We start from the raw sequence: 13,857 nt of genomic DNA on the forward strand, positions 1-13,857 counted from the left end.
GAGGACAAGGTGCATCATTCTAGCCCAATATGCTGAAAAACTTACTCTCGTGGCGGATATACTTCGCAATCCGATTACTGCATAGTCGCGCGCGAACAGTTTTAAGCATCAATAGCTGTCGGCAAACAATCATCTATTACGGATAAGATTCCATGAATGCTTCCCCCTGCTGGGCAGCGTTCAACGATCCCCGCTGCCTTCATGACCACCGTGAAGTCCTCAAGCCTCAATGACGAAGCTGGCTGCAGCAGCCTAGCGGGGCAGAAGCCAACAGCACCAAAATCGTGCTTTCAGATTTTAAGGAGCTTGCGAAAATGGCTGATTCTATTTCCATGCAGCGTGATTTTTGGAACAGATGGAATGCGTCGACGCGGGAGGTGCACCTCGAAGAAGTGTCTTTCCGTCAGGCGGAGGTAGTACGAAGCTGGCTGGCGCAGACACCTGGCATTGAGCGCCGCATTCTGGAGGTGGGCTGCGGAGCGGGCTGGTTCTGTGGTGAGCTAGCGGAGTTCGGCGAAGTTACGGCGACCGATCTATCCGACGAGGTATTGGCAAGGGCTCAGGAACGTCTGCCCAATGTGAGATTTATCGCCGGAGATTTCATGCAACTCGACTTTGGAGGCGAAAAGTTCGACGTGATCGTCTCTCTTGAAGTTCTCTCGCATATAGCCGACCAGCATGCATTCATCGCCAAGCTTGCCAGCCACCTGCATGATAACGGCCAATTGATGCTGGCCACGCAAAATCGCCCCATCCTTCAGAAATACAATCGTATCCCGCCACCAAGTCCTGGCCAGCTTCGACGGTGGGTGGACAAAAAAGAGTTGACCTCGCTTTTGTCCAAGCACTTCGACGTATTGGAGCTGTTTTCGGTGACACCCACAGCAAACAAAGGTTTCATGAGAATATTGCATTCCCGAACGCTCAACCGGCCCATTCGAGCCCTCGTTGGCAATAGACTTGACCGCTTGAAAGAGTCTATTGGTCTCGGCTGGACGCTTATGGCGCGGGCACGGAAGAAACCAGTGCTGGTGCAATAGCGTCCGAGAGTTTTGTTAAATTGAGGTGCTGTTCACCGCACTGGAATTCACCCTCAATTGACTTTCTCTGATCGGTTGACCGAGCGTATGCATCAATCGGTTCGCCCACCCGAAGATTGCCACGGCATGAATCACATCCAATATCTTTAAATCCGTGAGCCATTGAGAAGATTTTGAGCGGGCTATCGTTCGCGACTGGTTATGGTTCAGAATCCGAACCGGCCGGCGTTTTCTCACCTGCGGTGTGTTCGCGCTCAATGGCGTTTAGCAATTGCTGAATTCGAGCATCTCCGCCGATCCTGTCGAGGTCCGAGTCATTCCTGAACCACATGACCTGATACGACGAACTATTGGGTAAAACCCTTTGCAAAAGCTCGATGGCTTGGTCAGTGTCTCCGATGATCGAATAAACGCAGGCGACATTGTATTGTGCCACAATGTCGTTAGGGTCGATCGCCAGTGCACGCGCTGCCCACTCGCGGGCGCGCTCTTTTTCGCCAAGATGTGCCCATGCAAGCGCACCGCGGTGGGCTGGACCAGAATTTTCGGGATTGCGACTGAGCGCCCGTTCTGCTCGCCACACACCGATGCGTGCCCAACTTTCCGTTGCCGCGGGCTGTCCCAGCGAGCGATATGCACTCATAAGGTGGATCGGCGATATATAATCGTCGGGCCTGATCTGGGCGGCACGTTTGAAATAATTGACAGCCTCCTCGAAGTTTCCGTGCATGAAGAAAAAACGGGCATAATGAAAATGTGCCTCGTAAAGATTGGCGTCCAGCGCAAGCGCGCGCTCGAAGGCGGCAACGGCCTGCTTGTCGTGGCCATTTTGATGCAGCGCAAGTCCCCGGGAAGCATGGGCCTCCGCCAGGTCCGGGTCCAGCTCGAGTGCCTTCGCACTGGTGGCCATGATGCTGCTCAGCGGAAAATCATCAGGTTGCCAGTCCCGTAACGCCGCGTCGCAATCGGCTATGCCGGCATAGGCGCGGGCGTAACCCGGGTCCAACTCCACCGCCTTGCAAAACATACGCCTCGCCAAATGCAGATAAGTCTTGGTCCAGGCATGGGAAAACTGGCGGCCGCGCAAATAATAGGTGTATGCTTCAACGTTGGCGGTGGGTTCGCATTCAATGGCCCTCTTCTCCCCCGGCAACAATTTAATCTTTAACTGGTTCACGATCGCGTGCGTGATCTCATCCTGGATAGCAAATATGTCGATAAGATCTCGGTCATATCGCTCGGCCCACAGATGTCCCCCATTTTTTGCATCGATAAGCTGGCCGGTGATGCGGATGCGCTGCCCCGCTTTGCGCACACTGCCTTCCAGCACGTAGTGGACACCAAGTTCCTGTGCCAGCTGCTTTACCTTGACCGATTTGCCTTTGTAGGTGAACACGGTGTTTCGGGCGACAACTTGGAGGCTGGAGATTTTCGACAGATCCGTAATTATGTCCTCGGTAATGCCGTCAGAAAAATATTCTTGCTCCGGGTCCTGACTCATATTCGTAAACGGTAGCACAGCAATGAACAGTTGGTGCCGATCGGACGAGTCTCGCCCGGCGGGACTTTGGTTGTGCGCCTGAACCGGAAGGCCAAGCGACACGGTGTAGACCCGTACATTCTGTTTTATGTTTTTTAAAGAATGTTCGCCTTTGTCCTCAAATGCCAGATTCAACCGGGAGCCGACCTGGTCGCGCACAGACGCCGAAACGGCGATACCGCCTGGCTCGGCAATTCCTTCGAGCCGCGAGGCCACATTCACACCATCTCCGAAAATATCGTCATCCTCGACGATCACATCTCCAAGGTTGACACCGATCCGGAACTCGATGCGTCTGTCCACGGACACAGCCTCGTTGCGCTGGCGCATGTTTCGCTGGATTTCGGCCGCGCAGGCAACGGCGTTTACAACACTTGGGAACTCGACCAGCATGCCGTCGCCGGTGACTTTCACAATACGGCCTTTGTGATCGGTGATCTTTGGGTCGAGTAACTCGTTTCGATGACGCTTGAACGTAGCAAGCGTGCCGGCTTCGTCTGCACCCATGAGACGACTGAAGCCGACAATGTCTGCAGCAAGTATCGCGGTCAGTCGACGTTCCAAACAGCCCCCGTTTTCGTTGGATCTAGCCCCTGGCGGAACTTAGCTTTTTCTTGGCCCCCTGTCGTGTCCATACTTTTGGTTAGTTGGCAGCAGGTAGCATGACCTTAACGAGCGACGATCCACCTGCCCCGTTACACACCGAAAAGTCGATGATCCCAGTACACCGGCTCGTGCAGACTTGCGCTGATCATTGCGAACTCAGGGTGAGCTGGATTGATCAGTATGTTGCGATCGAGCCGGCTTACGACGCTCGGTACGAACAGGATCGCGCTTCGCCTTTGCAAACACCACCGCTCACCAAATTCTTTACTGACTGTCGCCGGCATACTGTCCCAACCTTGTACCGCCGGTGGCGAGAACATCTCGTAGGACAATCCTATGGGAAGCGTTATTTCAACATAGTGTTGGTTCGGTGGCAACCGCCCGCTTCCATGCACGAGCTTTTCCAGCAATGCCGTGGAATAGTGGTGGCTTGCGTAGATCAACGGGCTACCCTGCGTGTTCCACCGGCCTGGCGCAATGGTCGAGCCGGTGGCGTCAAAAATCGGATAGGCACCCCCCGGATCACCAATCCTGAAGCAGGCCAGCGTTCGATCAAGGATCTGTGCTGTCACGCAGCACTGCCGTATTTCAGACCTCCGAGGATGTCGAGAACCAACTCAGCGCCAATCTCGCTCTGAATGACCACGTCGATTGGGCGTCGGTCCTCCAGCATCGGATGCGACCGAAACAGGAAATCGCGGGCGTCTTCTTCGGTTTGCCAGACATCCAGCGCCAAACTCCACACACGCGCCACCCGGGCAAGACGCGTACCTTCGTCCGAGGACAGACGAAGCGCGGCCTTACGCCTCTCATAGGTTGCCTTCGGAATCAGGCGATATTTGAACTGGGCGTCGCTCGGCGCAAGAAGATGAGCTACCCGTTCGAGCGCTCCGATGGGCAGTCCTTCTTCAATGCGCGACATTAGCCCGAACGGCGAACGGGCGGCGTTCTCCTTTACCGGAAGTCCGAGCACGTCGGCAATATTTGCGAATGCGAGCATTATCGCCTCCTTCAGTTGAGACGACATATAGCCTCAATTGAGGCTATATACAAGCCAATTGAACCTCTGGACGCAAACCGGATTAAAGGTTGCCTGCCAGTAGATTGGTGCGGCACATTTCTCATTACCGCAATGGACTACAGGCTCCACCCGGCAGCGAAATAAAACAGCGCGGATATGATTGCAGCCGCCGGCATGGTGACCAGCCAGGCAATGACAATGTTGCTGGCTAATCCCCAACGCACCGCCGAGACGCGCCGGGCTGCGCCAACACCGATGATTGCCCCTGTAATCGTGTGGGTCGTGGACACGGGAATTCCGAGCCATGTTGCTCCGAATAATGTCAGCGCCCCGCCGGTTTCGGCGCAGAAGCCTTGCATCGGATTGAGCCTGGTGATTTTTGAACCCATGGTATGAACGATCCGCCAGCCGCCGAACAGCGTGCCGAGCGCCATTGCCGACTGGCAGGCAATTACGACCCAAAACGGGACAGTGAATTGGCTTCCAAGATAACCTTGCGAGAAAAGCAATACGGCAATGATGCCCATGGTCTTTTGCGCATCATTGCCGCCATGCCCGAGCGAATAGAGCGAGGCCGAAATAAATTGCATCCCGCGGAAAGTTCGATCGACTGCAAAGGGGGTCTGGCGGACAAACCCCCAGGAAACGATCAGGACCAGCACAAGCGCCAGAAAGAACCCGATCATCGGCGACATAAAGATTGCGCCCACGGTTTTTAATAGCCCGGTCCATACGATGGCCTCGCCGCCAGTTCTTGCCAGCCCTGCCCCTACCAGACCACCGACCAGCGCGTGGGACGAACTGGACGGGATGCCGAAGATCCATGTCACGATGTTCCAAATAATTGCGCCCATGAGCGCTGCAAAGATCAGCCGCGGCGTGACGATACTCGGGTCGATTATGCCCGTCCCCAAGGTTTCAGCAACGTGCAGACCGAAGAATAAAAAGGCGATGAAATTGAAAAATGCCGCCCAAAGGACCGCATATTGAGGGCGAAGTACCCGTGTGGAGACGATAGTCGCAATTGAATTGGCCGCATCGTGAAGGCCATTGAGAAAGTCAAAGAACAAGGCAATCGCAATGAGCCCCACCAGCAGGGGAAAGCTAAGCGCGGCCTCCATCAAACGTTCTCGATCACGATGCCGCTGATTTCGTCCGCAACGTCCTCAAAGCGGTCGACAACTTTTTCCAATTCGCCGTAGATCTCGCTACCGATGATATAGGCCATCGGATCGGACTTGCCGTGCCGCTGGAAAAGGTCCTTCAGTCCTTGGTCATGCAACTCGTCCGCACGCCCTTCCACTCGTACAACTTCTTCCGCAATGGCGGAGAGCCGTGCCGAATGCGTACCCACACGATTGAGCAGCGGGATTGCTTCTGCGATCAAGTTCGCAGCCTCGACGATAAGCACACCCATTTCGCGCATGCGGGGGTCGAAACTGCTCTGCTCGAAAAGCTGGATGGTCTTGACTGTCTTGTGCATCATGTCGATGGCATCGTCCATCGACTGTATCAGGTCCTTGATATCGCCGCGGTCGAATGGTGTGATGAAACTGCGGCGCACCGCGAGCAAGACCTGCCGCGTAATTTCGTCTGCTTCGTTTTCAAGTTCTATGATGCGATTACATCGCTTTTCGATAGCGCCGTCGCCAGCAAGTAGGGCTCTGAGCGCGTCAGCCGCCTCCACAACAACCCGAGAGTGTTGAGCAAAAAGATCAAAGAACCGGTCTTCACGTGGCAGTAAAGCACGAAACCATTTCAGCATGGGCACTTGTTCATTGGTAGGCTTCCAATCCGCAACGAGTTCTCCCTCATAGCTGGATCAGCCCGTCACTTCAATTGGGCCATGGCAAATTGGAACCAAAACTGTCGAAAAATAGTTAGACGGATAAGCAGAATCTGGCGATAGTGAACCTTTCGTCTATTATTTGTATCGCATGAGACGATGGCAGCAAGATCACGGAACGAGATGTCGTCGAAGAAAGACCAGCATCATATCGCAAGCCCGACGAAGAAGGGATTCATGCCCCAGGTGGCCGCCCTGCCCTACCGCATCGGGGATGACGGACAGGTCGAGATTCTCCTGATAACAACCCGCCGTACCAAACGCTACATCATTCCCAAAGGCTGGCGAATGAAAGGGCGGAGCGAGCGCAGAGGCAGCCGCCCAGGAGGCTCGGGAAGAGGCAGGCATTGTCGGCACGGTATCCAAGCATCCGGTCGGTCAATATTTCTATTGGAAGGAACTTCCCAGAATGTCGATTCAGATCAGAGTTTCCGTCTATACCTTGGCCGTTACCGAACAATTATGGCAATGGCCGGAACAAAACCAACGCAGCAGAATTTGGGTCCATCCAGACCGGGCGGCGTTCATGATCAGCGATCGCGCGCTCATCCCGTTCATCAAAGAAATCCAACAGCTTTCGCAATTCTCCAGCCCACTTTGAGTTGATCCCAATAAGATGCCCTCGTTCAGAGCTTGATGCGCTCCACTTCCAGGTTCACGTATTGCCGAGCGCTCCCACCATGGGGCGCTCGGCACTTGAATTTGCCCATCACACGTCGTCAATAAAGCGACACATGACGCAGAAGCAACCGATGACCAACCCATCGATGGCCGTTAGCGCGACGTCGGGCACAGGGACGGAGTTCGACAAGCTCGTGGACCTGTTTTGGCGGGCCGAATGTCCTCAAGCATCCTGTATCGAGCTCGATCGAGGCCCATGACATGATCCTGCACGGAATTCCGAGCCAGGCTTTGGAGAATCTCGTCCACCATCTGATTTTCATCGATGCCACAAATGCGTTTGAAAAGGCATTCGGCATCAGCGAGCGAACGTTCCAGAGATACTAATCAGATCGCTCCAGGATGCTCAGCACGGAGCAAAGTTCGAGAACCTGGAACTTTGCACGAATTCTCACCAAGGCCACCTCCGTTCTAGGATCGCAGGCAGAGGCAGAGAAGTGGATGATGCAGCTACCGATGGGTCTGGACAACCGTCGGCCGATCGAATTGCTGGCAACTGCAGCCGGTACCGAACTCGTGCAGGAATTTCTGGAACGAGATCGACTACGGTGTCTATGCATGACGCCTTTGCCGGGTTTGCTAGGTACAGGACAGATCATCGGCTGGAGGCTTGAGCAAGATCGCTTCAAGACTACCTGGGACAGCGGCGAAGACTCATTCAAACGGGCGGAAGGTGGAACAGTAAGGGTGTAAGGACGGTTCTACACATCAGTTGATCCGGCGACGGCAATTTTCGAAGTCGCTGTTTATAAGGGGTTCAAGACGCCGGACACTGTTCCCCATGTGCTGACTCGAAATCACGGGACCCGTCAGCGATCCATGTTGTAGACCGCAGCGCAATTCCAAACGCCAACTGGCTGCGGCCCGGTATTCCCAGCGCGAGCCAGCAGCAGTTCGGTGACAACTTGCTGGCAAGCCATGATTTCTTCCTAGCTCCAAACACTGTATCCCAACACAGCTGGAATTTGATGTTCGATCCGGACCGAGCGCGCGGCCTTTACCGGATGCTCTCCCAGGAAGAATTCGCGTTGGACACGAGGTTGCACCCGCCAACGCCCTGAGGCTGGAAATTTCAAAAGCTTCCCAAATGTGCCAGCTTTTTACGAGTGCTCACCACATAGAGGGATTCGAGCCTTAACCAGCTACCATGCCCATCTTGAATCGGAGGCGAACCGCAGAGCCGCAAGTGACCTGCTCCCTTCAGGCTGTTGCGTGCAACAGATCGGTGCCTTCGTGCACTGTCCTCTGCGCGGTTCCAACCCATTGGATGGTCTCCTTTCTGTTGGAAATGGCACCGCTTGAAAGGAGGTAAATATTGGCTGGCTTTTACTTTGGTGCAGGGCGATACTTGCACCGTATCTGACCCCAAACCGGGCGCGAGATCGGCCGGTCAAATTGCCTATCTTGGAGGAAATGTCGATGTGGCGGGCGGACGATGGTAGCGACCGGGGAAATTGTACCCGTTAGAGAAAGCCCATAGACCAACGCCCGTGAGGCTACGTGTATCGGAATAATCGGAACCTATGACACCGGGGCCCGGATAGGGAGCGTCCGGCGGCTGCCAGGCAGGTCTCGGCGTTGGTCCTTTCAGCATGTCTTCCAGTGACGTGGTGAAGGATGGCCGCGGATAACGCGTCGGCGCATTGAATCGATGGTCGTTGGGAGCGGCCATGGCGAACCCATCCCGCTTTCCCTCCTTGTTGTAACCATCCACCACGGTTTCCAGCGAATTGATGAAAGCTTCGGCGCGTTCCTTTGGAAGCGTATTGAGATAATTGACCACAGAAGGACCGTCGGTCTGGCACCATTTGCGGGCGAATTCGTCTATTCTCGAAGGCATGTCCTTCTCATCAGCAATCAGCTCGGCGATTTCCGGGCGGATATTGGCGCCTTTCAAATAGTTTTCCGTATCGCTCTCCCGCTGATTCTCTGCTTTCCAGCTGCCATAGATCATGTTGGCAATCGATGCGACAACTGTGATGCCCAAAGAGACAGGCGTTACCCATTTCGGCGTCGCAAAAAATGCCACCATCCCATCCGCCACCGTCTGCACACCGAAAATGGCTGCTTCGGGATACTTCCCTTCCGAGAGATTGGAAATTGTATAGGCGGCATCTATCCCAAACCAACCCTTCAGATACACGCCGGTCGATTTTGTCCAAAGATCGCGTTCGACCTTGACGAAGTCCGTCAGTTTGTCGATGCGACCACCCTGCATTTTCGGATTGAGCGCTACCGCCGCCTGGCCTAAACCGCCAAGGAATTCGGCGCTATGACGCGCCGTTGCCGTCGAAAAGGCCAATCCATAGGCCGTGCCCCAGAAGTCCTTGTTCTGGAACATGGCGTCGACGTGAAAGCCGCCGAGAACAGAGCTGGCAAACCGATAGTTGAAACCGAAACGCGTCGTTGAATTAAACCCGGCAACGGGGGTCGGGCCGCCACTTGCGGTTTTTCCCGAGCTTGGACCGCCCGGTGCAGGCTCGCCGGACTTGGTCACATATTGGGTCGAGTCATGAATCTGATTCATATTGCGCCCAGCAATATCGTGGGTCAGATCCAGGCCTGCACGCAGCGACCACCATGGCGTCACGCCGGGAAGATCAGTTCGCTCCACGCGTGAATCATTGGCGGAAATATTCACCACTTCATCGGAACCCATATCGAGGGCGAAACCGAGGCTATCCTGTTTCTTCTTGTCGCCTTCAGCCTTCGCAAGGCTATCCTTGAGCGCCTTGAAGTTGTCCTGATCACCAAGCTGATCCTCATAGGCGGAGACAGCCACCTGGGCACGCCATAGTGCACGCCCATCCTCCCGCACGTCATTCAAGGAATCGTCAAATTTCTTTGCTTGTTCGGGATTGCCTTTCCTCGCCGCTTCCATCGCGCCGGGCTTGTCGCCTTCACTGACGAGCCTGCCGGGGTTCTGCTCCAAAGCAATAAAGGGCTCCCTCGCCTTGCCGAAGGCCTCCACATCACCATAGGTCTTTTCGCGCAGGCGCCCGATGCCGTCTTTGACTGATCCACTCAAGCCATCGGCATAGTCGGTGCGCTTCAGGTCCTTCAACTGTGATGCGGTCGCCAATGTCAAGACTGTACCGTTGCGTTCCGACACGACCCATTTGAAGGCCTTGGTGACGTCATGTATCGGGCGCTCGCCGGTCTTGTAGTCCATATCCTTCACCTCCGGCAGCGACTGAGCCAGGGTGAACGACACACTTTTAAGCGCCTTCTCGCCAGGATCAGAACCTGCCGCCGCTTCATAGGCGGCTGACAGATCGCCCAGCACCGCGACAAAAGTATTATCACTCGTCATCTTCGCATCCTTGCGCGAATAATCGAGGAAAGCCTGATCACCCTCCAGAAGATCGGAGACATTGCTGGTCGAGTTGGCTGGCAGCTTTTCTCTGGCCTCGGTGCCGAGATCAGTAGCGACCTTGGTCATGGTCAGGTCGGCTGATTGCAGAATATTGCCCGCGAGCACAGACGAGACACCCGCCGTCTGTTTTCGCGCCTCGAAGGCCGCCGCAGGAGCGCCTCCCTTATCGTAGGCCTCCTCGATCAGCTTGGCCGGCTTGTCGACGAGCTCTTTCGCCGTCGCGGCGTCAAGCGCCTTGCGGTAGTTGACGTCATCGGGGCCGAAACTTGCCAGCGTAAGGACCCGGCCCGCCACATCGGTCTCGCGTTGCTTGGGATCCTTGTCCTTGGATATCTCCGGCAGTTGCCGGGCAGCTTCGTCCGTTACCGCCGCCCATGCCCTTTCGGCCTCGCCTTTGGCTCGTTGCGCCTTTGCGCTCAGCGACTTGTCGCCATCCTTGACGGATTTTGACAGATCGTCAAAGCCCGTCTGCTTGCCTTGAGCCGTCTCTGTGAGGGTAAGTAACTTATCGAAATTCTCTGGCGTACGCCCGACGGCATTCAACTCACTTTTTACTGTGCTGGCAGCGCTGTCCACGATGCCATCGAAACGCACATTGTCAGGCGCGCGTGCCTTGATTTCCACTACCGCTGCATCAAGCGCCTTCTGCGGCGCCCCGCCTTCCCTCGTAACATAACGCAGTTCTGCCTCGACAAGTGGCTTCATCCCCTGCCAGGCTTCGTCGCGCATGGCTTGGGCTCCATATCCTTTGGGCAATTTGTCGATGCCGTTGAGCGCCTTGCGTTGCTGCTCAAACGCATCGGTACGAACCGGATCGAGGATCTTGATTTTCAAACCGACATCGATGGAATTCTTGTTCGTGATGACTGGATTGGCACGGAGTATATCTTTTACGCTTGTATTGCTTTCCTTCGATATCTGATCGAGCCGATCGCCATTTTCTATTGTATATTGTGTCTGACCCGTTGGGCTTTTGCTCGGATCAATCGGCTTGGTGGCGCTCTCCTTCAAAATTGCATCAAAACGGTCCTGAATATCCGATGATGTCCGCCACGCTCTGCTGAATATACTGTTAGTACCAAACGACATACCATGTCCTCCAGACTGCAATCATCGATGCTATTGCCTATCAATTCCTTGATGGGTAATATTCTTCAACATCTCGTGCAATACTGTGCAGGTCATAAATTGTTTCACAAGTGAAAGAATTGATGTAAAATCGTATCATTACAAAACAAACCAATACAATGCAGCGTTTCTGTTTATTCTATTGTATCATTACAATGTAAAAAGGGAAAAAACACATCGACTGAGCGCGGTACAGCGTCGCCGTGCGCGGCTCGGCTTGACGGGATCGAACGCACTTATGTCTCACGAGTTGCGCCGAAGCGTTTTTTCGGCACGGCGCGCAGGCGGCGAAAACGACCACAAGCAGCCCTTAAACGCTCATTGCAACGATCGCGCTCTCGCGCGTTCGGTCTTCCGGTCTTGTTCGCAGCGTCATTCACCCAACTTGCGCAAATTTGCGCCAGGCGCGCGCCTGGCGCTCGGTGTTGAGGAATGTTCTACGTCGTCGCCCAATACGGTTGTCCAATTGTGCTTTCGATGTTCATAGACGGAGAATTTCGGCGCCGGGAACTGCGGATCGGCAAAAGCGCCGAGCGGCACCGCCGTGACACCAGGCCAGCCTTCAATCGCATAAGCGACTGTTGAACCGCAATTCGGACAGAAGCGATAAGTGGCCCGATGTCCGCTGTCGGCCACCCGCGTCCAGGTCTTTGCCTCACCGGTCACGCGAACCTTTTGATCGGGCCAACGCGCTTGCGCCGCAAAGGAGCTGCCGCTCCGCTTCTGACACTCGAGGCAGTGGCAGACCGAAACACGCACCGGCTCGCCCTCGCACTCGGCTCGAAGCTGACCGCATCTGCAAGTGCCCACATACTTCGATGCATTCCTTTTCATACCAGTCCCGAGCCTCAACTGCGCTGTTACGCCGAGTCCACCGATAAGCTTGGAAGTGTGCAGCGAACGCCAGCGACGAAATGATCGTCAACAATTACTACACCCACGCCACATCACCCTCAAGGACACCGTGATTTTGCCCCGCATGTTGGCAACTTGTTGGCTCCGGGACAGGAAGCGCCTGTCGCAACTTTCCCGACGGCAATCTCGAGTCGCGCGGGATGCGCCGCCTGAAATGGCCTTTCTCGACAGCGCCAACAGACTCATTGTGGCGATAGCCCGTGCCGGATGTTGCCATTCTGGTATCTTCGCCGGCTATCTTTGAAGCTGAATCCAGGGCCATGGAATGCGCTGGCCAATGCATTTTGTTCGAGCCATCCCGCGTCGCCTCTCGTGGCGAATGCAGGCCATCCATCTTGCATGGCAGCAAATTCTCAGGTCGGGAAATAACCTCTCGCTGGATCAAGCAATTGACAGCCGTGAGATCAAAAGGCACATTTGGCCGTCGAGGGTCATTCCTTGGCAGTGAGGCTCGGTCCCTCTCCATTCGGAGGGCCACTCCACCGGGTCTCATTAGCCAGTGATGTGGGGAGGTTTACAGGAATATCCTCATCAAGAATCATAACCCACCTTCTGCCATCCTCAGTCTCGGTGGATCCGCACTCGTCTTCAGAAATGCCAGAATCTGAGACCTTCACCGCAGGAGGCCCCCTCCCGAAACAAGCTGCTACCTTTATGGCAACATTTCCAAATCGCGACGTTGGCGCGCCGGAGCGTCTGTTGCTGGCGCGATTCATCTTATTTATCACTATGGACCGGATGACGAAGACGCTATGTGGCATTCGCCGTGCTGGATTTGGGGCCTTGTCAACTCAGGAGCAATTCCAATGCGGGATGGAGTTTCTTAAGATTCGGCAAAGACTTCGACTGCCAGGGAATTTCGGACGTTCCCTTTATAATAAGTTGGATATTGTGATGCTTACGAACCTCTATTGTGAACTTGGCGAGGAGGTTGATGCCAGACGAGTTGAGAAATTCGAGATCCGATAGATCGAGTGTGATGGAATCGGGTGTCGAAGCCAGAACGCTTATCATCAAGGACAAAATTGGTGCATACGCCTCGGAACTGGCCAGCCGCACAACTCCATCGAAGTGAATGTCGCTCCCCTCGGTCCACACGCGATACTGATCTGTTTTTATTTCCATATTTGAATTCATTTCGCTTAATGATGAAGTTGTGAGATCGGAAGGGAAGCATATATTTCCAGCGAGACCACGTCGGCCTGGTCGGCGGGACTGAATATCCAGGCGAGCCGTGCGCCATAGTCGCTCATCAACGTTAACAATCCGAGACCTGAGCCCGTCGACTGGGGATCGGCAGCATTGGCCTCGAGCTGTTGAATGAGGAGGTCAGATGGATCTCCCACTGTAATCTGTGACAAAAGTCGCTGAAATTCAGCGGCCGTATCGCCATCAACATCGTTCGAAATCTTGACCTTGAAACTCTCCGTATCCATCGACGCCTCGACCATGATCTCACCCGGCGCGCGAAACTTCACCGCATTTTCCATCAACTCGTTGACAAGATACCCGACGCTGTGGCGAACTTCCCTGTAGTCGTTGCGAGAAGACTGAAATCGCACCGCGAAAAGATCGGCGATAAAGTCGGCCGTTGTTGCGCAATGGTGCCAAGAGATGTCGAGGGGTCCGTCGAATAACCGAACGCGGCTAACGCTTTCGTTCATGCCAATTGCCAGATCCGCTGTCCCAAACAATGTCGTCATT

General features: G+C 54.8%; 11 protein-coding genes and 2 pseudogenes. 4 read left to right on the forward strand and 9 right to left on the reverse strand.

Going from position 1 to position 13,857, the window contains the following annotated elements; translation table 11 throughout:
• Positions 1-314: 314 nt before the first annotated feature.
• The gene (locus tag N8E89_RS19760) at positions 315-1,040 is read left to right on the forward strand and encodes a class I SAM-dependent methyltransferase (protein ID WP_262262894.1); all 726 of its coding nucleotides are present in this window, start codon (positions 315-317) and stop codon (positions 1,038-1,040) included.
• A 199-nt stretch (positions 1,041-1,239) separates the two neighbouring features.
• Here N8E89_RS19760 and N8E89_RS19765 read toward each other — a convergent pair whose 3' ends face one another.
• The 5 genes from N8E89_RS19765 to N8E89_RS19785 all read right to left on the reverse strand — a co-directional run bounded on the left by N8E89_RS19765 (position 1,240) and on the right by N8E89_RS19785 (position 5,972).
• On the reverse strand, positions 1,240-3,144 hold the full coding sequence (locus N8E89_RS19765) for a TPR end-of-group domain-containing protein (RefSeq protein ID WP_262262895.1): 1,905 nt from the start codon (positions 3,142-3,144) through the stop codon (positions 1,240-1,242).
• A gap of 131 nt (positions 3,145-3,275) precedes the next feature.
• On the reverse strand, positions 3,276-3,758 hold the full coding sequence (locus N8E89_RS19770) for an RES family NAD+ phosphorylase (RefSeq protein WP_262262896.1): 483 nt from the start codon (positions 3,756-3,758) through the stop codon (positions 3,276-3,278).
• On the reverse strand, positions 3,755-4,186 hold the full coding sequence (locus N8E89_RS19775; RefSeq protein ID WP_262262897.1) for an Xre family toxin-antitoxin system antitoxin: 432 nt from the start codon (positions 4,184-4,186) through the stop codon (positions 3,755-3,757). Before N8E89_RS19775 ends, N8E89_RS19770 begins: the two co-directional genes overlap by 4 nt.
• A gap of 137 nt (positions 4,187-4,323) precedes the next feature.
• A complete protein-coding gene (locus N8E89_RS19780) occupies positions 4,324-5,328 on the reverse strand; it encodes an inorganic phosphate transporter (protein ID WP_262262898.1) in 1,005 nt (334 codons plus the stop codon).
• Positions 5,328-5,972, reverse strand: a complete 645-nt coding sequence (locus tag N8E89_RS19785) for a DUF47 domain-containing protein (protein ID WP_262262899.1) — start codon at positions 5,970-5,972, stop codon at positions 5,328-5,330. Before N8E89_RS19785 ends, N8E89_RS19780 begins: the two co-directional genes overlap by 1 nt.
• A gap of 490 nt (positions 5,973-6,462) precedes the next feature.
• Between N8E89_RS19785 and N8E89_RS19790 the strand changes: the two genes are divergently transcribed.
• The 3 genes and pseudogenes from N8E89_RS19790 (at position 6,463) to N8E89_RS19800 (ending at position 7,795) form a co-directional block, all read left to right on the forward strand.
• Positions 6,463-6,654 carry an NUDIX hydrolase gene (locus N8E89_RS19790; protein ID WP_262262900.1) on the forward strand — a complete coding sequence of 64 codons (192 nt, stop codon included), beginning with the start codon at positions 6,463-6,465 and terminating at the stop codon, positions 6,652-6,654.
• A gap of 422 nt (positions 6,655-7,076) precedes the next feature.
• A pseudogene (locus tag N8E89_RS19795) lies at positions 7,077-7,211 on the forward strand (antitoxin); the annotation flags it as partial.
• Between the two features lie 81 nt (positions 7,212-7,292).
• Positions 7,293-7,795, forward strand: a pseudogene (locus N8E89_RS19800) (RES family NAD+ phosphorylase).
• A 338-nt stretch (positions 7,796-8,133) separates the two neighbouring features.
• On the opposite strand, the gene N8E89_RS19805 reads toward N8E89_RS19800, so the two are convergent.
• The 4 genes from N8E89_RS19805 to N8E89_RS19820 all read right to left on the reverse strand — a co-directional run bounded on the left by N8E89_RS19805 (position 8,134) and on the right by N8E89_RS19820 (position 13,856).
• Positions 8,134-11,199 (reverse strand): LysM peptidoglycan-binding domain-containing protein, encoded by a 3,066-nt coding sequence (locus tag N8E89_RS19805; RefSeq protein WP_262262901.1) that lies wholly within the window; start codon positions 11,197-11,199, stop codon positions 8,134-8,136.
• A gap of 411 nt (positions 11,200-11,610) precedes the next feature.
• Positions 11,611-12,072, reverse strand: coding sequence for a GFA family protein (locus N8E89_RS19810; RefSeq protein WP_262262902.1), 462 nt, complete (start codon positions 12,070-12,072; stop codon positions 11,611-11,613).
• Between the two features lie 867 nt (positions 12,073-12,939).
• Positions 12,940-13,278: a slr1659 superfamily regulator gene (locus N8E89_RS19815; RefSeq protein WP_262262903.1), complete on the reverse strand. Its 339-nt coding sequence runs from the start codon at positions 13,276-13,278 to the stop codon at positions 12,940-12,942.
• A gap of 17 nt (positions 13,279-13,295) precedes the next feature.
• On the reverse strand, positions 13,296-13,856 hold the full coding sequence (locus tag N8E89_RS19820; RefSeq protein ID WP_262262904.1) for a slr1658 superfamily regulator: 561 nt from the start codon (positions 13,854-13,856) through the stop codon (positions 13,296-13,298).
• Position 13,857: the final 1 nt, after the last annotated feature.

It is taken from the genome of Phyllobacterium sp. A18/5-2 (assembly GCF_025452215.1).
Classification (GTDB): Bacteria; Pseudomonadota; Alphaproteobacteria; order Rhizobiales; family Rhizobiaceae; genus Phyllobacterium; species Phyllobacterium sophorae.

Bases quoted from the DNA above. Each gene is read 5' to 3' on its own strand.
- N8E89_RS19760 (WP_262262894.1), top strand. From the start codon at position 315: ATGGCTGATTCTATTTCCATGCAGCGTGATTTTTGGAACAGATGGAAT.
- N8E89_RS19810 (WP_262262902.1), bottom strand. From the start codon at position 12,072: ATGAAAAGGAATGCATCGAAGTATGTGGGCACTTGCAGATGCGGTCAG.
- N8E89_RS19820 (WP_262262904.1), bottom strand. From the start codon at position 13,856: ATGACGACATTGTTTGGGACAGCGGATCTGGCAATTGGCATGAACGAA.
- N8E89_RS19790 (WP_262262900.1), top strand. From the start codon at position 6,463: ATGTCGATTCAGATCAGAGTTTCCGTCTATACCTTGGCCGTTACCGAA.
- N8E89_RS19785 (WP_262262899.1), bottom strand. From the start codon at position 5,972: ATGCTGAAATGGTTTCGTGCTTTACTGCCACGTGAAGACCGGTTCTTT.
- N8E89_RS19775 (WP_262262897.1), bottom strand. From the start codon at position 4,186: ATGCTCGCATTCGCAAATATTGCCGACGTGCTCGGACTTCCGGTAAAG.
- N8E89_RS19805 (WP_262262901.1), bottom strand. From the start codon at position 11,199: ATGTCGTTTGGTACTAACAGTATATTCAGCAGAGCGTGGCGGACATCA.
- N8E89_RS19780 (WP_262262898.1), bottom strand. From the start codon at position 5,328: ATGGAGGCCGCGCTTAGCTTTCCCCTGCTGGTGGGGCTCATTGCGATT.
- N8E89_RS19815 (WP_262262903.1), bottom strand. From the start codon at position 13,278: ATGGAAATAAAAACAGATCAGTATCGCGTGTGGACCGAGGGGAGCGAC.